Below are 22567 nucleotides of genomic sequence, written 5' to 3'. Positions count from 1 at the left end.
CCCTCCTCACCGGAACACGAAGCCGCCGGCCTCGGGCCGGTAGTCGACGACGAGCAGTTGTCCCGGGGCCATCGCGACGGTCTCGCGGCGCTCGTGATCGAAGCCCTCCGCCCGCGGCGTATCGCGCATGCGCACCGCGACGTCATGACTTCCCGCCGTCATGACGAAGCGCTGATAGACGCGAGAGGGACCGTCCCCGGCAATCCCGGTCGGGGCGAGCTCGGCCCGGTAGAGGGCGCGGCCGTCGACATCGAGTTCGACCTGAACCGGCCGGCGCCCGCGCGGGCAATCCTGCACCCGGCGCATGTTCGGCGGCAGCCTGGCGATCTCCTCCGCGGTCAGGCGCCGGCACTCGCCGCTTCGATCGGCGCCATGCACGAAGGTCAAGAGCAGCACGGCCGAACCGGCCGGCAGCGTTCGCCAGGCCGGCGCAGCGGACAGCCAGGCCGCCGCGGCCATCACGGCCAGCACCACCAGGAATTGGGCAACATGGCGCGCAGCCGAACTCATGTGCCGCTCCCGTGCACGACATCCTTCCGGGCCTCTGCGCGCGACGGCGCACTCACCGGCAACGGCGACCGTAGCGGCTTCGGCGGCAGCACCCGCAGCCGATCTGCGAAGGCCTCGAGGTCGGCCTCGACCTGCCCCGCCGAGGCCGACGAGGCCCAGATCGTCGCGATGCGCTCACGCGGAACGCGGGCGCGCAGATAGGGATCGCGCTGCGCGGCAAAGCGCTGCTCGGTCCATCTGACACCGAGACGGTTGTAACAGGCGCTCTCGGCGCAGCCCGCAACCAGCACGCCGTCGGCGAGATCCCGGCTCAGGATGAAATCGATCAGCGACGGAGGGGCCATCGCGACGCAGGGCAGGATGACGGCGCCATTACGATCGCCTGCACCGCCGTGCGCGCAGGCGAGAACCATGACGCGCGCGGGACCGTGAAGACTACGCGCGACATCGAGAACACGCTGGCGCAGCGCTTTCAGCGAATAGTCCGGCAGATCGATCCCGGTCACCAGCTCCTCGGAGCGGCGGAACGGCGTCGAGGATGGGCATGCGCCCATGCAGATCCCGCAGGCGACGCACAGCGAAGGATCGACCCGCGCCTCCGTCGGGAACGGCAGACCGTCGCTGCGGCCGACCATCCTGATCGCCTCATACGGGCAGTCTTCGGCACAGCGGGCGCAACCGTTGCAATGGGCGAGGTCGACCTGGGCCGCGCGCGCTCCCGGCGCAACGGCGGCAGCCAGGGCATCAGGGCGACCATGAGGGAGAACGCACCGAGCAGGGTCCAGACCGATCCGTAGCTCCAGACATTGCTAAATGGATAGAGCGGCAGGTACAGCCAGTCGATGCCGATTCCGTCCGGGACCCTGGCGAGATCGGCCTGCCCCTGCGACGTGGCCGGATTGGCGATGGCGACGATGAGGAGTGCCGCCAGCGACATCACGGCCAACGCTCGCGGCGGGTTCACCTTGGGTCGCGAGATGCGCAGGATGTGCACCCACATGATGAACAGCAGGAACAGCGGCACCGCCACGTGCATGAACACCATCAGCGAGAAGAAGCGGCTCGTCAGCGTCCCCGTCGACACGAAGTTGCGTGCGATCGGCTCGCCGAAGATCGGCAGCCAGTCCAGCAGCTCCGACGATACGATAGCGACATATTGCGCCAGCCGGTCCCACACCAGCCAGTAGCCGGTGATCCCCGACGCATACAGCAGCGCCAGATGATCGGCAGCCCGGTGAACCAGGAGAACCAGCGGACGCCGCGATAGCGGTCATAGGCAAACTCACGCAGCAGGTGCATGACCGCCGTCACCACCATGAGGTCGGACGCGTAGCGGTGAAAGCTGCGCATCACGCCAGCGTGCAGCCAATGCTCACGGGTGATGCTTTCGACCGACTGATAGGCGCGTTCGATGCCGGTGTCGAAGAAGATGAACAGATAGATGCCGCTGACCGCAACGATCCAGAAGAAGAAGTAGCCGAGCGCGCCGAGCTGCGCCAGCGGATTGAACGCTGCGCCGAACAGCCGCTCGAACGGCAATTCGATCGTCGCAAAGCATCGTTGAAGCATTCGACGGAGCAGACTGTTCACGACGCTCCTCGCGGTCCCTTTCCGGCGTCGCTCAGCCGCGCCGAGCGCAGCCATTCGCGCGCGATCAGTCCCGCCATTACAACGAGGGACAGCGCGCCCATCGTGCCGCCCAGCACGAGTCCGTAGTCAATGCGGTACCGCCGCAGACCGGGATCGTAGGCCGTGCAGATGAACCTGATCCGGTCGGCGATACCGGCAAACGAGAACGACGTCGCCGTGCCGAACACCACGTCCTTCATCGGCTCCATGAACATCTGCAGCGGAAACTCGTCGCCATAGACGTGGCGGTACACCCTGCCGTCCCGATCGACGATGGTGGTCTGCGCCGGATGATCGAAGCCGCCCGCGGCGGCGCGAAAGCTGAAGCCGAGATCGTCCAGCAATGCCGCAATCGTCGCGGCGCTGCCGGAGGCCAGCCGCCAGTTCGGCAGCTTGATACCCTGTGTCGCTGCGAATTGCGTCAGACGCGCCGGCGTGTCGTTGCGCGCATCGAAGCCGACCGTGAGGACGGCGAAGCGATCCGAACCGAACACCCGCCCTGCTTCGGTGACCGCATCGATCATGTGCTGCGTCGTCGCCGGACAGACCGAGCTGCAGGACGTATAGACGAGGCTGATCACCAGCGGCTTGCCGCGATAGTCGCGCAAGGCGAGCGGCTTGCCGGCGGCATCGATCAGAACATGGTCGCCGATCGTCCGGCCGATCGCCTGCCGGCCCTGCGCCATCACGCTGGCCGGGTCCAGCAGGTCACGCTCCGTCGCCGACGCTCGCACCACCATGAATGCCAGCGCGACCGCGAGCAGCGCTGACGTGCCGGACCATCGCCTCATGTCAGCATCCGGGCGGCGCTCGACAGCAGCGCTCCGCCGACGAGCAAGGACAGCTGGATCAGTGAAGCCAGGAAGTTCCGGATCGCGTTGGCCTTCGACGGCTCACGGTAGAGCCGGACGCTGCACCAGACGAAATAGCCGCCACCGGATGCGGCACCGGCGCTGTAGATGAGTCCAGCTCCGAACCACGCCGGAATCAGGGATGCCACCGCCAACAGGAGGGCGTAGCCCAGGATTGCCCGCGTCCACGCGCGGGCCGGAACCATGACCGGCAGCATCGGCACAGAGGCCCGTGCATAGTCGTCACCCTTGGCCGCAGCGAGGCTCCAGAAATGCGGCGGCGTCCACAGGAACAGCACCACCGCCAGCACCGTTGAGATCACCTGCGGCGCGGGATCAACGGCGGCAGCGCCCGCCAGCACCGCGAAGCTGCCGGCGAGTCCGCCGACGACAATGTTCCAGGTCGAGCGCCGCTTCAGCCACACCGTATAGACGATGCCGTAGGTGAACGCGCCGAGGAACAGGTAGCCGGCGGCGACATGGCCCGCCGACAAGGATGCCAGCGCAAGAGACACCGCGAGCAGCGCCAGGAATCCGGCCGGCCACCAGGGACTGGCCTTGAACAGGCCGCTTGCAAACGGCCGCCGGCAAGTCCGCTGCATCAGGCGGTCGAGATCGCGTTCATAGTAATGGTTGAACGCGCCGGCCGCGCCCGATGCGCCCAGGACGGCCACGATCAGGCCTGCGTTCTGCCACCCGCCAAGCGCAGGACCATGAGCAACGGCGGCGCCCGCGATCGCGCTCGCGGCGATCGCGACACCGATCCTCAACTTCAACAGCGAGATCGCCATGGTGACCGCGCGCATCGCGCTTCTCCTCCGCGTCGTGGCCGTCAGCGGAACAGCCAGAGCTCCGACAGATATTTCCAGTTGATGAAGTAGTAGAGGACAAACGAGACGAAGAAGATCGAGACCAGGATCACCGTGCCGGTCAGCTTCGGCGCGCGCTCGCTGCCGTAGTGCGAGGCCACCGCGCCGCCGCCGGCGAACAGCGGGAAGGTCAGCCGGTGGCCGCCGACGATCTTCTCCCCGAACAGCACCGTCCCGACGACGATGAGCACGAACAGGGCGCCGCCGAGCGCGGCGACGACCGCAAAGATGCCGTTGAGCCCCATCATCAGGAACGCGCCGGCGGAATAGGCGAACGACAGGTTGGCGTCGCTGAAGGTGATGTCCCAGTGCCGCCGCGCCACGCCGAGCGTGCCGGCGCCCATCATGAACAGCGAGATGCCGGCCGCACCGATGCCGAACAGATAGGGTTGCAGGCGGGCCAGCCTCGGCCAGATGATCTCGCGCTGGAAGACCAGCGGCAGCACCAGATAGGTCGCGGCCATGAAGGCGAGCGTGGTGCCGGCGACGACCGTGCCATGGAAATGGCCGGGAACGTAGATCGTATTGTGCATGAGCACGTTGAGCTGCTCGGTGCCGAGCACGACGCCGGATATGCCGCCGATGAAGCCGAAGAACACCAGCGACAGGAACATGCCGGAGAACCCCGGGTGGCCCCACGGCGCCTTGCGCAGCCACTCGAACGCGCCGTGATCATAGCCGTTGCGACGCTGCGCCGCCTCGATCGCGCCGGGCACGGTCAATCCGTGCACCATCGAGCCCATCACCGCCAGATACATCATGTAGCTGGTATTGACGATCTTCCAGCTCGCATCGAGGCCCGGCTCCGCCAGCAGATGGTGCGCCGAAGCAAGCTGCAGGAACAGGATGTACATCAGGAAGGCGGTGCGGCTGACCTTCTCACTCAGCGGCTTGGCGCCGACCAGCAGAGCCGCCGTCAGGTACCACAGCGAGACGTGGGCCGAGACGTTGATCTGCTGCGACGAGTGGCCCATCGCCCACCACACCACCTTGTACATCAGGGGATCGATGTCGGAGATCAGGCCGAGCGACCACAGCCAGGTCGGGATCAGGATGATCGCGCCGGAGGCGATGGTGAATACGGCGATGATCGCAGCCGTGAGTGCCCCGAAGGTCACCAGTGGGATGGAACCTTCGTAGGTGCGCTCCTCACGCGCGATCACGAGCGTCGCAAAGAAGATGCCGCAGCCGATCAGCGCGCCGATCGCGAACAGGATGATGCCGAGATAGAAGTGCGGCTTGGCCTGCATCGGCGGATAGGAGGTGAACATCACGCTTGAGTCGCCCTGCAGCACCGCGACGTTCGTCGCGAGCGCGCCGACCACCATCAGGACGAAGCCGAGCCAGGCGAGCTTCGGCGTCGCCAGCCGGCAATTCAGCAGGATCGCGGAAGCGAAATACAGGATGGCCATCTCGAAGAAGATGATCCAGAACAGCAGCACGTTGGCGCCGTGCCCGGTCAGGATCAGGTAGAACCAGTCGGCCGGCAGCAGGTGCACGGCTGGCCAGCGCGTCAGCGCCACCAGCAGGCCCATGATGCCCCCGATGGCCAGAAACACCACGGCCGCCACCGCGTTCGCCTTGATCAGCGCCTGTGCGGCGGTATCGACCTTCAACCCGGTATATTGGCAGGTGCGGAATTCGGCCCCGGCAGGCACCGCGCCGATGACGGTTTCAGCGGTCATGATTCATCTCTCCTGAGCCGGCCGCGATCCGACATCCTTGGATCCGGCTACCGCCTTCTTCTGATCGACGACGTAGATCTTGCCGGTCATGGTGTGGTGGCCGATGCCGCAGAATTCGTTACAGACGATGCCGAACTGGCCGCTGTCGGTCGGCGTCAGCGACAGTACGTGCTCGTAGCCGGGATGAACCTGGATGTTGATGTTGGTCGGCTGCAACGAGAAACCGTGCTGCCAGTCGAGCGACGACAGATGGATGCGATAGCTGACGCCGCGCTCCAGCTCGAGGACCGGCCACCATTGCCAGAGCCGCCCGAGCAGATAGACGTCGCCACCCGGCGGCGGCTTGACCACCGGAATGCCCTGCTCTTCGCGCACCTGGTACTTCCTGGCGAATGCCTCGACTTTCTCCTCGTAGGCCGACGGCGCGATGCGATAGGCCTCCTTGCTGAGGTTCTGCTGGCCGATGAAGTGCCAGGCGATCATGAATACGAACATGAACAGCCCCCACAGGAAGGCGACGACGATCCAGGCCAGCTCGACCTTTTCGATGGGCTCGTTCCACCAGATGCGTCGTTCGGGCGGTGTCACAGCCATGGCGGTTCTCCTTGCATGCGCGCGCCTGCCTCCGGCCGAGCCGGACGCATGTGGTTGCGTCATTTCGCGAGGGGGATCGAGGCGACTTCCATCACGCCCCAGATGACGTAGAGGACGACGGGCAGCGTCACGCCAAGGAACAACAACAAGAATGGATTGTCGAGAATGCGCTGCATCGCCGGCACGCGCTTGCCGTCATCGTCATGCTGCGCGCCGTCGCCGGTGCTTGTTGCCATTGGACGATTCCTTGTCGTGAACCTTTGGTAAAAATGCATCGTCGCTCAGCTCGCATCCTTGACCGCGGTTAAGGCAGTGCACCGCAACGAGCGAAATAATTGCGGGTATGACCACAGGCTCTTCAGGCGATGTGCCGGCGCGCGTGATGCAGCGCGCGGCGCTGCTGGTGTTGGCCGGCGCCGTGCTGTTCGGCTTAGTAACCATCTCACCGCGTCCGTCGACACCGCGGCAGCAGGTGATGCTGCTCTATGTCGGCGCCGACGACTGTGCCCCGTGCCGCGCCTGGCGCAGCGGCAAGGACGCCACCTCGATCAGCTCAGGGGCATTCAGGGGGCTCACATATCGGGAGGTGCGGTCTGCGCATCTCGCCGAGATTCTGAGCGACGACAACTGGTCAGCGGACCTGCGGCCCTATCGCGACCGGCTCAAGCGCAGCGACGGCGTGCCGCTGTGGCTCGTGATCGCCGATCGCCAGGTGCTCGCACAGGGCTTCGGCGACGCAGCGTGGCGCACCCGGATCATGCCGCTGCTGCGCGCCCTGCTCACACCCTGATCGACTTGCCGTTCGAACCGCCGACCGGTTTGGCTTCGAGGCTTTGCCGCAGCGTCGGTTCGTGCAATCGCGCCTCGCGGTCGCGCGGTCCGATGCGATCGCAGAGCACCAGCCGCCGCAGCCGTGCGATATCCTCGATCCGAACCTTCGACGCTTGCACGTCGACGCCGATACGGCGCAGTTTGGCGAACACCCGCGACAGCGACTCCGGCTTGAGCCCGAGATAGCCGGCGATCAGCGACTTGTCATAAGGCAGCGCGATGGTGCAGGCGCCGTTGACGCAGGGCGCAAGGGCGGCGAGGAAATCGGCGACACGCTGCGTCGCGCTGAACACCGTGAGCTGTTCGACGCGCTGCGAGAGGCTCTGCAGTTGCTGCGCCGACGCCGTCATCATCGCCACCGCCAATGCAGGCGTCTGGCGGACGCAGTGGACGACGTGGTCGGCCGGGATGAACAGGATGCGCGCCGCCGAAACCACACTGGCCGATGCCGCATGGATGCCGCCGGCGAAGGTCATGGCATCAGCCAAGCAGTCATCGTGTGTCAGCACGTTGAGCACCGCCTCGTCGCCGGTCGGCGTCACGCGGTACAGCTTCACCCAGCCGCTCAGGATCGCGAACACGGCGATGGCCGGCTCGCCCTGCCTGAACAGCGTCTTGCCGTGACGGAAATTCAGCACGCTCGCCTCCGCGAGCAGCGTCCGCAGCGTGCCCGGTGCGAGCGCGCGGAAGACCGGCATTTTCGCCACGATCTCCAGATCGGCCTGTGACGGCATAGTCATGCTACGTCCCCCCTCGCATCACGGCCGGCCCTTTTTGGCCTGCCGCATGTCTCGACGGCGATATTCACCTCGGAGCGTGGCCTTCACCGGCGGCATCCTTCAGCGCCGCCATGAACCGGCGGGGATCGACGCCGTGCTCGCGGCATGCATCCTCCACGCTGTGGAAACAGGCGATCGGACATCCCACGCAACGCATGTTGAAAGCCAGGAACACGCCGATCGTCTGCGGGTACGACCGCATCACCTCGTCCACCAAGTCCGCGAATTCGATCGCCATCGGAAGCCCGTCCTCAGTTGGGAACACGCTACCATCCCCTGACGTGCGCCTGTTTGTCGGAGCGCAACTTCGGCGCGCTTGTCGGACGATGAAGAACACCAGCCCGATCCTCGTCGAGGCCGCCGACCGCATGATCAAGCTGGTGGTCGCCGCTGGATTGCCGGAGCGCCGAGGAGCGCTGCCGCCCTGGCCCATCGCCGGCTTAAGCTCACATCGGGCGGCCGCCAATTGCGCGGCCCGGATACTGGCAGTCAAGCGGGGAGAGTTTCAGCGCTTGCTACGGGACGCGAGAGTCGACCGGATGAAGCGTTGGCGGAGCATCCGGTCTGCGTGATCGGCTGACGGCCAACGGCGATGATCCTCTGCGCAGACGTGACGGCTTATGGTTTCGGCCAGCGTGTTGACGACCTATTCTGGCATCCGGAGAAGGACGAGGTGCCCGACCACTTTAGTCGTTCTTGTCGTGTGTCGCAGACTCCGCCTCGAACGCTTGCTTCCCCTTTGCCACCCAAAGCGCTTGCGCCTGTTCGCGCTGATCGCCTTTGAGCTTGTCGGCGATCCAAAGCAATGCGCCGAAAATGGTGACGTGATCATCATTGGTCAGGTCCACAACACGAGCTTTGACGACAAGACCACCCAATTCGATGAGATGCCGCGTGCGCTTGCGGCGCTCGACTTGCCAAGAGCGCACGTCATGCCGGGCCCTTGCGGCCTGATCCCGGTTGAGCGCCGCTTGGTTGCGCCGGAGCGCCATCCATGTTGCGGTCAGTTGCTGGAGCATTTCGCCGCGACCGGCTTTGAAAAAACGCAGCCCCTCGCCAGCAGGATCAGCGCGCCGGCCAATTCATCGGCACTAAGAGCATCCGCTCCCGTAGCGATAACGAGCTCGCCGAGCTGCCGCACCTTGCGATTTTTCAGCCCGCGCGCCTTGTCTTCGAGTGCCTTCAGGTCCGCATCAAAGTCCCTTGGTTTGCGCATCGTCGTCTCCATGGGTGTTGATGGAGAAATGATAGCTGGGCACCCGGGACAATGCTGTAGGGTCATCAGGACGGGCTGAGACGGTGTAATCCCTCCCGAGATTTTTTCGAGGGAGGGCGCGCTTATACGTCGTTCCGACGTGCGCTTCGCTGTGCCAGTGATTGGGTCGCGATGGCGATCTATCATCTTCACGTCAAGGTCATTGGCCGGAAGGCCGGAAGCAGTGCGGTGGCTGCGGCGGCTTACCGTTCAGCCTCGCGGCTGCTCGACGAGCGGCTTGGCCGTGATCAGGATTTTTCCGGCAAGCGTGGAGTCGTTCATTCCGAGGTGATGCTACCGGAGAGTGCGCCGGAAGTCTGGAGCGACCGGGGGCGGCTTTGGAATGCTGTCGAAGCGGTCGAAGTCCGGAAAGATGCCCAGTTGGCTCGGGAGGTCGAGTTCGCGCTTCCGCGCGAAATGACTGAGGCGCAGGGCATCGAGCTCGCCCGGGACTTCGTTCGGAGTGAGTTTGTCGGTCTCGGCATGATCGCCGATCTCAACGTGCATTGGGACAGGGCCGAGGATGGCATGCCCAAGCCCCATGCCCATGTCATGCTGACCATGCGCTCGGTCGACGAGAACGGCTTTGGCCACAAGGTGCGAGACTGGAACCGCACCGAGATGGTCGAGCGCTGGCGCGAACGCTGGGCGGAGCTCGCCAATGAGCGGCTGGCCGCGCTCGATATCGACGCGCGGATCGACCATCGCAGTCTGGAAGCCCAGGGCATCCAGCTTGAGCCGCAAAGCCAGATTGGCGCGCCGGCGAAACGGATCGAAGTTCGGGGCGTCGCAGGCGAAGGGGTTGAGGCCGACCGGGCCGAGATGCACCGCGAGATCGCGCGGAACAATGGCGCGCGGATCATTGCCGATCCCTCCCTTGGACTGGAGGCAATCACCCAGCAGCAATCGACCTTCACGCGCCGCGACCTGGCGAAGTTCGCGCACCGTCACAGCGACGGGCTCGACCAGTTCAATCAGGTGCTGGGCGCAATGCAGGCATCGCCCGATCTGATCGAGCTGGGTAAGGATGCCCGCGGCGAGAACCGGTTCACCACCCGCGGAATGATCGAGGTGGAACAGCGTCTGCACCGGGCTGCTGAACGGATGGCGGACAGGGAGCACCATGAGGTCCGCGACGCGGCTCGCAGGGCCTCTTTGGCACGCGCGGAAGCGCGCGGCCTGGTGCTGTCGTCCGAGCAGGCCGAGGCGCTGGCGCATATCACTGACGGACACGGTCTCGGCGTCGTTGTCGGCCATGCCGGGACAGGAAAGAGCGCGATGCTGGGGGTGGCGCGGGAGGCCTGGGAAGCGGCCGGCTTCGAGGTCCGGGGCGTGGCGCTGTCCGGCATTGCCGCGGAAAATCTTCAAAGCGAATCGAGCATTGTGTCGCGCACGATCGCCAGCCTGGAGCATGGCTGGGAACAAGGTCGTGACCTGCTCAAATCGAGCGATGTGCTGGTGATCGACGAGGCCGGGATGGTCGGCACGCGTCAGCTTGAGCGCGTGCTGTCCCATGCGGCCGACGCGGGCGCAAAGGTGGTGCTGGTTGGCGATCCGCAACAGCTGCAGGCGATCGAAGCGGGTGCTGCCTTCCGATCGATCCATGAGCGTCACGGCGGGGCGGAAATCGGCGAGGTGCGCCGTCAGAGGCAGGACTGGCAGCGCGACGCCACGCGCGATCTGGCGGCCGGCAAAGTGGGTCACGCGCTCGGAGCTTACCGCGCCCGCGGCATGGTGCATGAGGCCGAGAGTCGCGATCAGGCTCGCGGCGATCTGATCGAGCGCTGGGACCGCGAGCGGCGGGCGTCGCGGGATCGCAGCCGGATCATCCTCACCCACACCAACGACGAGGTTCGGGCGCTGAACGAAACAGCGCGCGAGCGGATGCGGGCCGCCGGCGATCTCGGCGACGAGGTGCGTGTGACAGTCGAGCGCGGCGCGAGAAGCTTCGCGAGCGGAGACCGGGTCATGTTCCTGCAGAACGAGCGCGGCCTTGGCGTGAAGAACGGCACGCTCGGAACCATCGAGCAGGTCAGCGCGCAATCCATGGCCGTGCAGACCGACGATGGCCGGTCCGTGCGCTTCGACCTCAAGGATTACAACCGGATCGACCATGGCTATGCCGCGACGATCCACAAGGCGCAGGGCATGACGGTCGACCGCGTCCATGTATTCGCGACGCCCGGCTTGGACGCCCACAGCAGCTACGTCGCCCTATCGCGACATCGCGACGGCGTGGACCTGCACTATGGCCGGGACGATTTTGCCACTGCAGATCGTCTCACACACGCCCTGTCGCGCGATCGCGCCAAGGATATGGCCTCGGATTACGAGTTGGCCGATCCGGTCCAGAGCTACGCCGAGCGGCGCGGGATCACCTTCCGCGAGCGCGTGGCCGAGATCGTGCGTACGATCGTGCCGGAAAAGCTGCGGGACATAATCGACGGCCTTCGCGGCACTGTAGATGTGCCCGATCGGGATGGCGCACGAAGGCCTGAGTTGGCGCGTCCCGAAAGGGAAGGCAGCGGTACGGCAGCCGACCGCGGCGAAGCCGAATTGGCGGCGACGAACGTGGCGCAAGATCCGGAAGCCGAAGCGCGTCAGTTAAGGACCCGTGCTCTCGTGCGCCATGCCCGTGCGGTGGACGCGATCTTCAAGGCGCAGGAGACGGGCGACAGAGCGAGTCTCGAGCAGGTGAATGAGCTGCAGAAAGCCCGCCGAGCCTTCGAAGAGATGCGCCCCTTTGGCTCGCACGACGCCGAGGCCGCCTATAAGAAGACCCCGGAGCTCGCCCGCGAAGCGGCGGACGGCCGGGTCAATCGCGCAATCCGCGCGCTCCAGCTCGAGACCGCAGTCCGCAACGATCTGGGCCGTCGTGCCGACCACTTCGTTGAGCGATGGCGGAAGCTCGACCAGACCAGCCAGCGCCAGTATCAGGCCGGCGACATGTCCGGCTACAAGGCCACGCGCTCGGCGATGGGCGATATGGCGAAAAGCCTCGAGCGCGATCCGCAACTGGAATCCATCCTCGCCGGCCGCAAGAACGACCTCGGCATCGCGTTCGAATCAGGCCGCCGCCTCGGCCACGATCTGGCCTTTGTCCATGGCATCGATCTCGGCAGAGGCCGGGGCCTCGGAATTTAACCCATCCTATTTGCCGCCGGCTCTACGCCACACCCGGCAACGCACGAGGTCCTATTGTCCGCCCGCACCTGTTTGGCCTCTCTGGTCTCACAAGACGCCAGAAGCGACCAGCGAGGGGCATCACGGCCATGCGCGAGCCAGACCGTATCATCAGGTTGAAAACAGTCCTCGCCAGGACCGGGCTGTCCCGGTCCACCATCTACCGCAAGATCGCCGAGGGCACATTCCCTGCCCAGCTCAAGATCAGCAGCAACGGAACCGGCTGGCATGAATCTGAGGTCAGCCGCTGGATCGCAGATCCGGTCGGATGGCGACCAAGAGACCGATTCACCAACTCCGGCCAAGACCAGAGGCTCGAGTTTGTGGTGAACACGAAATAGCTGGGGCGATTGCAACCCGGAGACGTCACTGCCCGCCGTCGTGCCATCCCGCAATTGCGGTTTCGGAACTCATATGCCGCCGACCGCGCGGTGCTGCGAACCGCGGATCATGTCTCCGCAACTTTTTTCCGACAGACTTTGCAACGGCGACGCTTTGCTCGCCTGTGGTTGCTAGATGGTAGCTAGCCCGGACAATCAGTGAGCTGCCCTTGGCACAAGTCTCTGATTTCATTGGTACAGTTGGGTGGGCTCGAACCACCGACCTCCTGTTCCACAGACAGGCGCTCTAACCAACTGAGCTACAACTGCATCCGTCATGACGCCCCCCGCAAGGGGCGCCGAACGGGCCGGAAACTAGGTGCAACGCGCGAATTTGGCAAGGCCGAGAACGGATAAAGTCGCGCGCAATACCACCGTTTTGTTTCGCCCCATTGGACCAGCCCGAGACGGGTCCTCAAAAAATCGAGCTCGCAAACGGCAAATTTGCGAGCCCCAGAAGAGCAGAAATGGACGTTCCGGGAGCGCCCGGCCATGCCGCGCGCTCTGCGGACAAGGCGCCGACCTCAGGCTGCGGTCTTGAACAGCTTGGTGGCGCTTTCCTTGATCGGCTCCACGGTCTCGGTCGCGACCTTCTGGCCGAGCTCGGCGAGTTCCTTGGCCTGACCGGTGAACGTCTCGAACTGCTTGCGGACGAAACCGGTCCACAGCTCCAGCGCCTCGGACGGCGACTTCACGCCGAACAGCTCCTGAGCGAAGTCGAGCGAAGCGGTCGTATTCGCCTTGGTGAACTCCATGACCTTGGACGAATAGGTGCCAGCGCCCTTGCTTGCGTTGGCGAAAAACGCCTCGATGGCCGAATTGTGGGTCTCGGCCGCATCCTTGAATTTTGCATAGTTTTCGCGGGCCTGTGACACGCCTTTTTCGGCGAGCGCGCGAACCTGCTCGGGAACCTCGAACGGGATGATGGACGCTGAGAAAGGATCGGTGGCATTGGTCATGGCATGCATCCTTCGAACATTGACGTTGGACCGGCCCGGCAATCGGGCGTCACTTCGGATCACGCAGAGGAACCGCCCCTGGGAGGTAGCAACAACCTCGCGTAGAGCTATATCGTGTCGAATTTGTGCAACGCAATGAAAATTCCACAATCAGGAACTCCGCCGGATTCGGATTTTCAGTGTATGCTCGATCGATCGCCCTTTTCGGATGGCTTCAGCGCCTGCAACCCGCCGAACAGCGGGACGTGGCCACTGCCATCGGTCGGCCCATGCTCCACCCGCGTCGCCAATCTTGTAGCAGGGCAGCGGACGCCCCAGAGCAAACTGATGTCCCGACAATGGGCGCGGTGGGAACACATTAAGGTTATCCAAGCTTTAGCACGCCAGGATCTCGGCCCGGCCGTGGACCTCGAGCGGCAACATGCGCGATAGTAACGAATTCTTAACGCTGCCGTTGCGGCGCCGATCCACGTCATGAGAGCCCCCGCCGTCGTCGCGCCATGAACCACGCCGATTTCGAGTTGCAGGCCTTGAGCGACCCCCGGCTGGCCGTCCATGCCGCGGGCAGCCTGCCGGCATGGCTGTGGTCGGCGGACGGCAGTCGCGTATTGTGGGCCAATGCCATGGCTGCGCGGGCTCTCGGTGCAGCCAACAGCTGGGCCCTGGTCAACAAGAGGTTCGGACCAGCCGATCAGCACCGTCGTCAAGTGGCTCAGCTGGCGCGCCGGCTGCCGGAAAACGGCGCCCTCCGGCTCGAGCGCCTGCGCGGCTTCGGCGCGCCGCTCGGCGCGCTTGCGACGTGCGGTTGCGCGATGATCGACCTGCCGGACGGCAAGCGCGCCGTCCTGATCACCAGCACCGACAACAACGGACGCAGCTGGCCACTGACGGAACGCCTGAGGCGGCTTGTCGAGAACAGCAGTCTGGCGCTGATCGCCTTCACCGCTCAGGGCGAGTTCGCCGGCATCAGCACAGCCGGACGGAATCTGTTCGGCATCCGCGACCTCAGCGCGCCGCTGTTTGCGGATGTCCGCAACGAGGCGCTGACCGCCGGTTTCGCCGAGGTGCAGTTCGGCAACCAGCGCGCCGTGCTCCACCGGGTCGGCGCTGGCAGCCAAATCGGGGTGGTCGCAGTCCCCGCGCCCGCGCCCGCCGTCGAGCAACCGGCGCCGAACGCCGACGTGTCCGTTGACGCCGTCCCCGTTGCCGAGACGGCTGCAACACCTCCCCACCCCGCCAATCCTGCCCCCGAGGTCGCGGCCGAGTGTCCGCCTCCTCCCTCGATGGATGCAATGACTGAACGCCCGTTGGACGACGAGACATCAGCGCAATCGCGCGAAGCGGCTGCCGCATTCACTCCGCTCGACGAACCCGCCGTGCAGGCGCCGCCGGTCGTCGGCATCGACCGCCCGGAGCCAACGGCTTCCATCGCGGCCGAGACGGCTGACGCTGAGGCGACGGCTTTTGCGCAATGCGACCATGCGCCGGCCGCAGATGCGCCGCCACAGCAGGACAACATCACCGGGTCGACCCGTGACGCATCCATCGCGGCGAACGCGCCTCCCATCGACAACGGCGGGCTCGAAGCGGCCGGCAATGTCGTGCCTTTCCGCCCAGCCGGTGAAACCAGGCATCCGGCGCTGACGCCGGTGGAGAACAATGCCTTCCATGAGCTCGCGCGCCAGCTGTCGGCAAGGCTTGAAGGCGACAACCGCAATGCGCCGGCGGACGCGGCAGCGGCGACACATGAGCCGGCGGCGCAAGTGACCGGGCCATTCGACGCGCCGCATGTCCCCGCGTTATTGCTCGGCAGCGATGCGAGCGATCAGCCCACAGCCGGGCTGCAGACCGAGTGGCTCACGCCCGAGCAACCGCCCGCCCAAGGGGACAGCCAGCGTGACCGCATCCTGCTGGATCTGCTGCCGACGGGAATGCTGATCTATCGGCTCGACCGCCTGCTCTATGCCAATCCGGCGTTTTTCAAGCAGATGGGCTACACCGATCTCGCGGCTCTGGAGCAGGCCGGGGGCCTCGATGCGCTCTATGTCGAACCCGGCGCCCCCGCCGGGTCTGGCAAGTCCGAGGTCGGCACGCCGGTTACGATCTCGGCGGCCGACGGCTCCTCCAGCGAAGAGATCAAAGCCGAGGCGCGTCTGTTCACGATCACCTGGGACGGCGACAGCGCGCATGCGCTGATCTTCGCGCCCGCACCTGGCCCGGCGGCCACCGCCGTGCCCGCTCCGGCCGAGGCGGGACCGGCACCCGCTCCTGCACCGGCCGCACCGGCGCCGCTGGTCCTCGCGCCCCCGCCCGTCGCTGGTCATGCCGACGCGGAAGACCTCGCCGCCATCCTCGACGTCACCGCGGAGGGCATCCTGATGTTCGATGCCGGCGGCAATATCCACGCCTGCAATCGCAGTGCCGAGGCCCTGTTCGGCTATGACGGAACGGAGCTCGTCCGCCGCAACATCATCGAGTTGTTCGCGCCGGAAAGCGCAAGGCTGGTGCTGGATCATCTCGACTGTGTCCAGCAGGCGGGGACCGCCAATGTGCCGGAGCCGAGCCGCGAAGTCTTGGGCAAGGTCGCCCAGGGCGGCGCCATCCCGCTGTCGATGACGATCGGGCGGACCAGACAAGACGGTCCGAATTTCTTTGCCGTGTTCCGCGACCTGTCGCAGCTTCGTCGCGGTGAAAGCGAACTGCTGCAGGCGCGGCGCGTCGCCGATCGCGCCGCCAGCGCCAAGGCCGACATGCTCGCGCGGATCAGTCACGAGGTGCGGGCCCCGCTCAACGCCATCATCGGATTTGCCGAGGTGATGATCGGCGAGCGCTTTGGAACGCTCGGCAACACGCGCTACGCCGAGTACATGAAGGATATCCGCGCGTCCGGCGAGCGCGTGGTGTCGCTGATCGACGATCTGCTCGAACTGTCGCGCATCGAGACCGGCAGACTGGAGCTTGCCTTCACCAGCCAGAATCTGAATGAGCTCGTCGAGGGCTGTGTCGCGGTGATGCAGCCGCACGCCAACCGCGCCCGCATCATCATCCGCACCTCGCTGTCGCAGAGTCTTCCGCCGGTCATCGCCGATGCCAGGGCGCTGCGCCAGATCGCCATGAACCTGATCTCGACGTCGATCTCGCTCGCCAATGCCGGCGGCCAGGTCATCGTCTCCACGGCGACGTCGGATTTTGGTGAGGTGGTGCTGCGCGTGCGCGACACCGGCCACGGCCTCAACGATCAGGCGGTGGCCGCCGCGCTCGAACCGTTCCGCGCGACGGCGGAGCCCGAGCAAGGCAATGACGGCTCGGGTCTCAGCCTCTCTCTCACCAAGGCGCTGGTCGAGGCCAATCGCGCGCAGTTTCACATCAAGGCGGCGCCGAAATCCGGCACCTTGCTCGAGGTGGTGTTCTCGCGCGCGGTGGCGCGCAATCAGAGCACCGCCTGAGCCGCTCCCGATGCGCGGACGGCCAGTGCGCGCAGCTTGAGGCCGAGCAGCAGCGGTCCGAACGCCAGCGCATAGCCGGCAAAGGCCACGATCCAGGCGAACGCTGCCACGTGCAGCAGCCCCTCGGCATGGCTCGGCGCCAGGACCGCGCAGATCCGCGTCAAGGCGGCGATCAGGATGGCCAGATAGATCGCCTGCGTCGCGGCCGACGCCGTCAATGGCTGTCCGGTATGGCCAAGCGTGGCGCGAGTCATCACGGCGAGCGTCGTAACGCCGGCGGCGCCCGCCATCCAGGCATGCAGCCCGGCGCTCGGCAGCACCCATCCGAAGCTCGCCGCCGCACTCATCAGGAAGCCGAGTGGCACAAAGGCGTAGCCGATATGCAGGATCACCAGCAGCCGCTCGCGGAAGGTGCGATCACCGGCCCAGCGCCCGAGTCGCACCACATGCATCACGCCCGCCGCCGCCAGCACGTAGCCGGTTGCGACGCTCTCCGGCGCCACGACCCAGCCGGCCAGACTGAGCGCGCTGAACAGCACCACGGCCATATCGAAACGGCCGAACGGCACCGGCAGCCGCCCGGGATTGTGCTTCACCAGCCAGTTGCGCGTGAAGCTCGGCGTGATGCGACCACCGATCAAAGCCAGCAGCAGCACGACGACCGCGACGCCGATACGGATCGCATAGTCGGCCGAGCCGTGCAGATGGGCTTCGACGTGGAACGCGACGTTGCCGGCGCACAGCACGCCCACGATGGCCACGACCGGCAGATTGTGCCAATTCCGTCCCGCAGCGATCTCGCGCGCCGCAGCGAGCACGACCAGCAACAGAAAGCTCACATCGATCAGCAGCGCGGCCCACCAGGGGCCGAAGGCCGAGAGAGTGACGGCGATCCGCCCCGCCAGCCACAGGGTCACCAGCATCAGCAGAGGCATGCCGCGAATCGGCAGGCGTCCGGTCCAGTTCGGAATTGCAGTGAACAGAAATCCGGTCACGATGGCCGGCAGGTAGCCATAGAGCATTTCATGCACGTGCCAGTCGCGAGGGGCGAAGCCGGAGCTCAGCTTCAGCTCTCCGTAGAAGGCCGGAAGCCAGACCAGCATCGTCAGCGCGGCCTGAATTGCGCCGAGCAGGAAGAATGGCCGGAACCCGTTCGCGAGGAAAGTCCTGCCCTGATAGTTGCGTGGATTGGCCATTGGCGTGCTCGCTTGCTTGACGACGGGAACCGCGCCCCGATGGACGCCGCTTTCCAGAATATAATCGACGTTCGGCGATGAGGGGTTGTGCCAGCACAAACTTTCGATCGCGCGAGAAAACATGCTATGGGAGCGGCGCAATCTGGCGTGCATCGCCGCGGAGAACATCATGGCTGCCATCGACCGCTCGCTGGTCGCACATCTGCCGCTGTTTGCGGGCCTCTCTGCCGAGGACCTCACCGAGGTGCTGCGTGAGGCGCGCTCCATCCGGGTTCCCCGCAACGCCGCAGTGTTCGAACAGGGCGCGGATGCGACCTCGTTCCTTCTTCTGCTGCACGGCCATGTCCGCGCCAGCAAGACGACGCCGACCGGCGACCAGATCGTGGTGCGCTATGTCGTGCCCGGCGACACGTTCGGCGTCGCGCCGGCCATCGGCCTGCAGCATTATCCGGCGACGGCGACCGCCGTCGACGACAGCATCGTGCTGGCTTGGCCATCGGCCGCCTGGCCGCGGCTGGTCGCGCGGTTTCCGTCGTTGGCCGCGAATACGCTCCAGACCGTCGGCCAGCGGCTCCAGGAAACGCATGCCCGCGTGATCGAGATGTCGACACAGCAGGTCGAGCAACGCATCGCGCATGCGCTGCTGCGGCTCGCCAATCAGGCGGGCCGCAAGCTCGATCGCGGCGTGCAGATCGATTTTCCGATCAGCCGGCAGGACATCGCCCAGATGACCGGCACGACGTTGCACACGGTCAGCCGCATCCTGTCCGGCTGGGAGCAACTCGGGCTGGTCGAAAGCGGGCGTCAGAAGATCGTGCTGCGCGAACCGCACAAGATCGTGCTCCTCGCCGAGCAGAGCGCAGGCGACACGACGGCCTCCCGACCCTGATCACGTCGCGGCCGACAAGGCCGAGAGGAACAGGTCGGGATCGACGCCATGCTCGCGACAGGCATCGGCGACATTGTGAAAGCAGGCGATCGGGCAGCCGACGCAGCGCATCTGGAATGCGAGGAAGACGCGGATCGTTTCCGGCTTTCGCCGCATGACGTCGTCGACCAATTCGTTAAAGGAGATTGGCATGCGTGCCTCCATTCCGAGCAAATGGTAGCAGGCATGCCGATGGTGGTCTTTGTCGCGGCACAAGCACCGCGTCGTATCAAGATTAGACGGCGCGGCTGTGCAATTGCTTCGACGCGTCGAGATGAGCATCGAAGGCAGCGGCCACGCTTCGCACCAGGAACCGGGAATGTTCGGTCACCGCAAGCGAGCCGCCCCTGAGCTCGACCACGCCGTCGGAGATCAATGACTGCAGGCGCGGCGCCGATTCCAGCATCGCGTCGGCGGCCATGCCGTGGCGGGTGCAGATGACATCGAGGTCGACGCCATAATCGCACATGATGCGCTCGATGATGTCGGCTCGCAGCCGATCATCGTCGGTCAGGCCGTAGCCCTTGACCGTGGCGAGACTGCCGGAGGCGATCTTCTCCTCATAAGCACGCACCTGCGGCGCGTTCTGGATATAGCCTTGCGGCAGCTGGCCGATGGCCGATGCACCGAAACCGATCAGGAGGTCGTTGGCGTCGGTCGTGTAGCCCTGGAAATTCCGATGCAGCCTGCCCTCGCGGAAGGCGATGGTCATCGGATCGGCCGGCAGCGCGAAGTGATCAAGCCCGATCTGCACGTAGCCTGCATCCTTCAGCGTTTCGGCGATCACGCAGGCCTGATCATAGCGTTCCAGACTGTCGGGCAATGCGGCATCCTGGATCTTGCGCTGGTGCGTCTTGAATGACGGCACATGCGCATAGCCGAACACCGAGAGCCGGTCAGGACGCAGCTCGATGGAGCGCCGGACAGTGTCGAGACAAGACGCCACGTTCTGATGCGGCAACCCATAGATCAGGTCGAAATTGATCCCGGCGACGCCGGCCTCGCGCAAACCATGGGTGGCCGCCGCCGTCTGCTCGAAACTCTGTACCCGGTTGATGGCCTTCTGCACCAGCGGATCGAAGCTCTGCACGCCCAGGCTGGCGCGGTTGACTCCGCTGGCGCCGAGCGCGGCGATCATCGCCCGCGTCAGCGTGCGCGGATCGATCTCGATCGCGATCTCGGCGGACGGCAGCACGAAGAAGGAATGACGCAGCGAGCCGACCAGATCGACGAAGGACTCCGGCGCCATGATGGTGGGCGTGCCGCCGCCAAAATGGATATGCCCCACCTGGAGCCGCCGGCCGATCTGGCGCGACACCATGTCGATCTCGCAGCGCAGCGCGGATTCATAGACCGCGATCGGCTCGTCGCGCTTGGCGACCATGGTGTTGCAACCGCAATACCAGCACATCGATCGGCAGAACGGCACATGCAGGTACAACGATGCCGTGGCGGTCGTCGGGATCGCCCGAAGCCACTCCGCATAGGTTGACGGGCCGACCGCCGCCGAGAAATGGGGCGCCGTGGGATAGCTGGTGTAGCGCGGAAGGCGCTCCTGCCCGTAGCATGCCGCAAGATCTGGTCTCATGTCCTGCCTGTCCACCTGGTTGGGACGTCGTTGACTGTCATTGGCACGGGGCTGCCGCTGCCGCCTTGAGCCTGCTCAAAGCGGAGCCAGCCGGATCCCCTCAGACTTTCAGTAAATCGCCGGCTTTCATCCTCGACTTTGCGCTTCCTCAAAGTGACCCGGTTATTTCACGGCATCATCCGGTCGTTGCCGATTCGAGGGACCCGCAATGGATGCACTGGACTTGATGATCCGTATCTTCGCCGTCGTCTCCAACATCCGTGGTCATATCCCCCAATCCGACGGGTTCCATTCCTTCCGAGACGATCAGGCGCCGGTCGGGCTGCTCGGCAATCTCGCGATGTTTCTGACGACCGTCTTCTGCGTCGCGGCAGGACTGGCCTTCGTGACGCTGCTTGCGATCCGCTGGCTCGGCTAGTTCGACAGGACGACAGCGGCGAGACCTGAAAGCATCACGTGCGACTGACATGGCCGCGCAGACGGCCGCTTCGCTCTTCAGTCTGGCTTCGGATTTAGCAGCCGCGCTCCGGCTCTGGCCTGACACCGAACTCCTCAGGCTATCAGGCCGGACATCGCGCGGCGCCCCCTTCTTGTCATACTGCGAATGATATGCGGATGCGCGCAGATCCAACGGATCTCATCCGCATGACGCACGGCTCTTCTCGCGATTGCTAAGTTGCTTGTTGCAGCACAAACAAGTCCGGTTCCAACAGGCGCATGCTGATCGCGGCCCACAACAGATCCAACGAAGGAGCGATCCATGTTGACCCGCCGCACCGCCATGTTCAGTGCAGCCATCGCCGCGATGATGCTTGCGGCTCCCGCGATGGCCGAGGACCTCAAGCTGCCGCGCCAGAAGGTCGACCTGGTCGCCCCGCCGTTCGTGCATGCGCATGAACAGGCGACCAAGCAGGGCCCGAAGATCATGGAGTTCAAGCTCGTGGTCCAGGAAAAGAAGATGGTGATCGACGAGAAGGGCACCACCTTCCAAGCCATGACCTTCAACGGCTCGATGCCCGGACCGCTGATGGTCGTGCATGAGGGCGACTATGTCGAGCTGACCCTGGTCAACCCGGCCACCAACACGATGCCGCACAACATCGATTTCCATTCCGCAACGGGCGCGCTCGGTGGCGGTGCGCTGACGCTGATCAATCCGGGCGAGCAGGTCGTGTTGCGCTGGAAGGCGACGCGGACCGGCGTGTTCGTCTATCACTGCGCCCCGGGCGGACCGATGATCCCCTGGCATGTGGTCTCCGGCATGAATGGTGCCGTCATGGTGCTGCCGCGCGACGGCCTCAATGACGGCCGCGGCCACGCGCTGCGTTACGATCGCGTCTACTACATCGGCGAGCAGGATCTCTACGTTCCCCGCGACGAGAAGGGCAACTTCAAGTCCTACGATTCCCCCGGCGAAGCCTATACCGACACCGAGGAGGTCATGCGCAAGCTGACGCCGACCCATGTCGTGTTCAACGGCAAGGTCGGTGCGCTCACCGGCAAGAATGCGCTCACCGCCAATGTCGGCGAGAACGTGCTGATCGTGCATTCACAGGCGAACCGCGACAGCCGTCCGCATCTGATCGGCGGCCATGGCGACTATGTCTGGGAGACCGGCAAATTCTCCAATGCGCCGGAGACCGGGCTCGAAACCTGGTTCATCCGCGGCGGCTCCGCAGGCGCCGCGCTGTACAAATTCCTGCAGCCTGGCATCTACGCCTATGTGACCCACAATCTGATCGAGGCGGCCAATCTCGGCGCAACCGCGCATTTCAAGGTCGAAGGCAAGTGGAACGACGACCTGATGACGCAGGTGAAGGCTCCGGCGGACATCCCGGCCGGCTCAACCAACTGATCGGCTCAGGGGGCCGGCTTGGCTGGCCC

Annotated in this window: 22 protein-coding genes, 1 tRNA gene and 4 pseudogenes; 8 read left to right on the top strand and 19 right to left on the bottom strand. The window is 65.2% G+C overall.

The genetic code is table 11. The features are described 5' to 3' along the window. Positions 1-6 precede the first annotated feature (6 nt). From ACVIJ6_RS16910 to ACVIJ6_RS16865, 10 genes and pseudogenes are all read right to left on the bottom strand, one after another. The gene (locus ACVIJ6_RS16910) at positions 7-510 is read right to left on the bottom strand and encodes a hypothetical protein (RefSeq protein WP_456773588.1); all 504 of its coding nucleotides are present in this window, start codon (positions 508-510) and stop codon (positions 7-9) included. Then, positions 507-1016: a hydrogenase iron-sulfur subunit gene (locus ACVIJ6_RS16905; RefSeq protein WP_456773587.1), complete on the bottom strand. Its 510-nt coding sequence runs from the start codon at positions 1014-1016 to the stop codon at positions 507-509. Before ACVIJ6_RS16905 ends, ACVIJ6_RS16910 begins: the two co-directional genes overlap by 4 nt. A gap of 57 nt (positions 1017-1073) precedes the next feature. Further along, a pseudogene (locus tag ACVIJ6_RS16900) lies at positions 1074-1250 on the bottom strand (4Fe-4S binding protein); the annotation flags it as partial. Positions 1251-1519: 269 nt separating this feature from the next. Continuing rightward, positions 1520-1687, bottom strand: a pseudogene (locus ACVIJ6_RS16895) (cytochrome b N-terminal domain-containing protein); the annotation flags it as partial. Positions 1688-1791: 104 nt separating this feature from the next. Then, positions 1792-2079: pseudogene (locus ACVIJ6_RS16890) on the bottom strand (cytochrome b N-terminal domain-containing protein); the annotation flags it as partial. A gap of 17 nt (positions 2080-2096) precedes the next feature. Next, positions 2097-2930: an SCO family protein gene (locus ACVIJ6_RS16885; protein WP_456773586.1), complete on the bottom strand. Its 834-nt coding sequence runs from the start codon at positions 2928-2930 to the stop codon at positions 2097-2099. Beyond that, entirely contained in the window at positions 2927-3796 is an 870-nt protein-coding gene (cyoE, locus tag ACVIJ6_RS16880; RefSeq protein WP_456773585.1) for a heme o synthase, read from the bottom strand. Before cyoE ends, ACVIJ6_RS16885 begins: the two co-directional genes overlap by 4 nt. Positions 3797-3822: 26 nt before the next feature. Continuing rightward, positions 3823-5544 (bottom strand): cbb3-type cytochrome c oxidase subunit I, encoded by a 1722-nt coding sequence (locus ACVIJ6_RS16875; RefSeq protein ID WP_456773584.1) that lies wholly within the window; start codon positions 5542-5544, stop codon positions 3823-3825. Between the two features lie 3 nt (positions 5545-5547). Beyond that, the gene (locus ACVIJ6_RS16870; RefSeq protein WP_456773583.1) at positions 5548-6138 is read right to left on the bottom strand and encodes a hypothetical protein; all 591 of its coding nucleotides are present in this window, start codon (positions 6136-6138) and stop codon (positions 5548-5550) included. A gap of 59 nt (positions 6139-6197) precedes the next feature. Next, positions 6198-6374 carry a hypothetical protein gene (locus ACVIJ6_RS16865; RefSeq protein WP_456773582.1) on the bottom strand — a complete coding sequence of 59 codons (177 nt, stop codon included), beginning with the start codon at positions 6372-6374 and terminating at the stop codon, positions 6198-6200. A gap of 107 nt (positions 6375-6481) precedes the next feature. Between ACVIJ6_RS16865 and ACVIJ6_RS16860 the strand changes: the two genes are divergently transcribed. Then, positions 6482-6928, top strand: coding sequence for a hypothetical protein (locus ACVIJ6_RS16860; protein WP_456773581.1), 447 nt, complete (start codon positions 6482-6484; stop codon positions 6926-6928). On the opposite strand, the gene ACVIJ6_RS16855 is transcribed toward ACVIJ6_RS16860, so the two are convergent. Continuing rightward, entirely contained in the window at positions 6918-7709 is a 792-nt protein-coding gene (locus ACVIJ6_RS16855) for a Crp/Fnr family transcriptional regulator (protein WP_456773580.1), read from the bottom strand. The genes ACVIJ6_RS16860 and ACVIJ6_RS16855 overlap by 11 nt on opposite strands. Before the next feature lie 64 nt (positions 7710-7773). Further along, positions 7774-7986 (bottom strand): DUF1858 domain-containing protein, encoded by a 213-nt coding sequence (locus ACVIJ6_RS16850; RefSeq protein ID WP_456773579.1) that lies wholly within the window; start codon positions 7984-7986, stop codon positions 7774-7776. An 88-nt stretch (positions 7987-8074) separates the two neighbouring features. On the opposite strand from ACVIJ6_RS16850, the gene ACVIJ6_RS16845 reads away from it, so the two are divergent. After that, a complete protein-coding gene (locus ACVIJ6_RS16845; protein WP_456773578.1) occupies positions 8075-8320 on the top strand; it encodes a hypothetical protein in 246 nt (81 codons plus the stop codon). Positions 8321-8434: 114 nt separating this feature from the next. On the opposite strand, the gene ACVIJ6_RS16840 is transcribed toward ACVIJ6_RS16845, so the two are convergent. Both ACVIJ6_RS16840 and ACVIJ6_RS16835 read right to left on the bottom strand, forming a co-directional pair. Continuing rightward, the gene (locus tag ACVIJ6_RS16840) at positions 8435-8677 is read right to left on the bottom strand and encodes a conjugal transfer protein TraD (protein WP_456777007.1); all 243 of its coding nucleotides are present in this window, start codon (positions 8675-8677) and stop codon (positions 8435-8437) included. Between the two features lies 1 nt (position 8678). Next, positions 8679-8964: pseudogene (locus ACVIJ6_RS16835) on the bottom strand (conjugal transfer protein TraD). A 171-nt stretch (positions 8965-9135) separates the two neighbouring features. On the opposite strand from ACVIJ6_RS16835, the gene traA reads away from it, so the two are divergent. Together traA and ACVIJ6_RS16825 are read left to right on the top strand one after the other, a co-directional pair. Then, entirely contained in the window at positions 9136-12147 is a 3012-nt protein-coding gene (traA, locus tag ACVIJ6_RS16830; RefSeq protein ID WP_456773577.1) for a Ti-type conjugative transfer relaxase TraA, read from the top strand. 128 nt (positions 12148-12275) lie between these two features. Continuing rightward, the gene (locus ACVIJ6_RS16825; RefSeq protein WP_456773576.1) at positions 12276-12527 is read left to right on the top strand and encodes a helix-turn-helix transcriptional regulator; all 252 of its coding nucleotides are present in this window, start codon (positions 12276-12278) and stop codon (positions 12525-12527) included. A 232-nt stretch (positions 12528-12759) separates the two neighbouring features. Here the strand turns inward: ACVIJ6_RS16825 and ACVIJ6_RS16820 are convergent. Beyond that, positions 12760-12836, bottom strand: a tRNA-His gene (locus tag ACVIJ6_RS16820). A 254-nt stretch (positions 12837-13090) separates the two neighbouring features. Next, positions 13091-13525: a phasin gene (locus ACVIJ6_RS16815; RefSeq protein ID WP_456773575.1), complete on the bottom strand. Its 435-nt coding sequence runs from the start codon at positions 13523-13525 to the stop codon at positions 13091-13093. Between the two features lie 500 nt (positions 13526-14025). Between ACVIJ6_RS16815 and ACVIJ6_RS16810 the strand changes: the two genes are divergently transcribed. Next, positions 14026-16971 (top strand): PAS domain-containing protein, encoded by a 2946-nt coding sequence (locus ACVIJ6_RS16810; RefSeq protein ID WP_456773574.1) that lies wholly within the window; start codon positions 14026-14028, stop codon positions 16969-16971. Here the strand turns inward: ACVIJ6_RS16810 and ACVIJ6_RS16805 are convergent. Next, positions 16956-18167: an NnrS family protein gene (locus tag ACVIJ6_RS16805; RefSeq protein ID WP_456773573.1), complete on the bottom strand. Its 1212-nt coding sequence runs from the start codon at positions 18165-18167 to the stop codon at positions 16956-16958. The two genes, ACVIJ6_RS16810 and ACVIJ6_RS16805, sit on opposite strands and share 16 nt — an antisense overlap. 169 nt (positions 18168-18336) lie before the next feature. On the opposite strand from ACVIJ6_RS16805, the gene ACVIJ6_RS16800 reads away from it, so the two are divergent. After that, positions 18337-19056 (top strand): Crp/Fnr family transcriptional regulator, encoded by a 720-nt coding sequence (locus tag ACVIJ6_RS16800; protein WP_456773572.1) that lies wholly within the window; start codon positions 18337-18339, stop codon positions 19054-19056. Here ACVIJ6_RS16800 and ACVIJ6_RS16795 read toward each other — a convergent pair whose 3' ends face one another. Continuing rightward, a complete protein-coding gene (locus tag ACVIJ6_RS16795) occupies positions 19057-19248 on the bottom strand; it encodes a DUF1858 domain-containing protein (protein WP_041751716.1) in 192 nt (63 codons plus the stop codon). A gap of 82 nt (positions 19249-19330) precedes the next feature. After that, a complete protein-coding gene (gene hemN / locus ACVIJ6_RS16790; protein WP_456773571.1) occupies positions 19331-20683 on the bottom strand; it encodes an oxygen-independent coproporphyrinogen III oxidase in 1353 nt (450 codons plus the stop codon). 208 nt (positions 20684-20891) lie between these two features. On the opposite strand from hemN, the gene ACVIJ6_RS16785 reads away from it, so the two are divergent. Then, positions 20892-21101, top strand: coding sequence for a hypothetical protein (locus ACVIJ6_RS16785; protein WP_456773570.1), 210 nt, complete (start codon positions 20892-20894; stop codon positions 21099-21101). Positions 21102-21443: 342 nt separating this feature from the next. Continuing rightward, positions 21444-22538 carry a copper-containing nitrite reductase gene (gene nirK / locus ACVIJ6_RS16780; protein ID WP_456773569.1) on the top strand — a complete coding sequence of 365 codons (1095 nt, stop codon included), beginning with the start codon at positions 21444-21446 and terminating at the stop codon, positions 22536-22538. Positions 22539-22567: the final 29 nt, after the last annotated feature.

The sequence above is a fragment of the Bradyrhizobium sp. USDA 4369 genome (assembly GCF_054056435.1).
The sequence above is the reverse complement of the archived record's forward strand: the minus strand, read 5'-3'. Positions and strand labels throughout refer to the sequence as shown.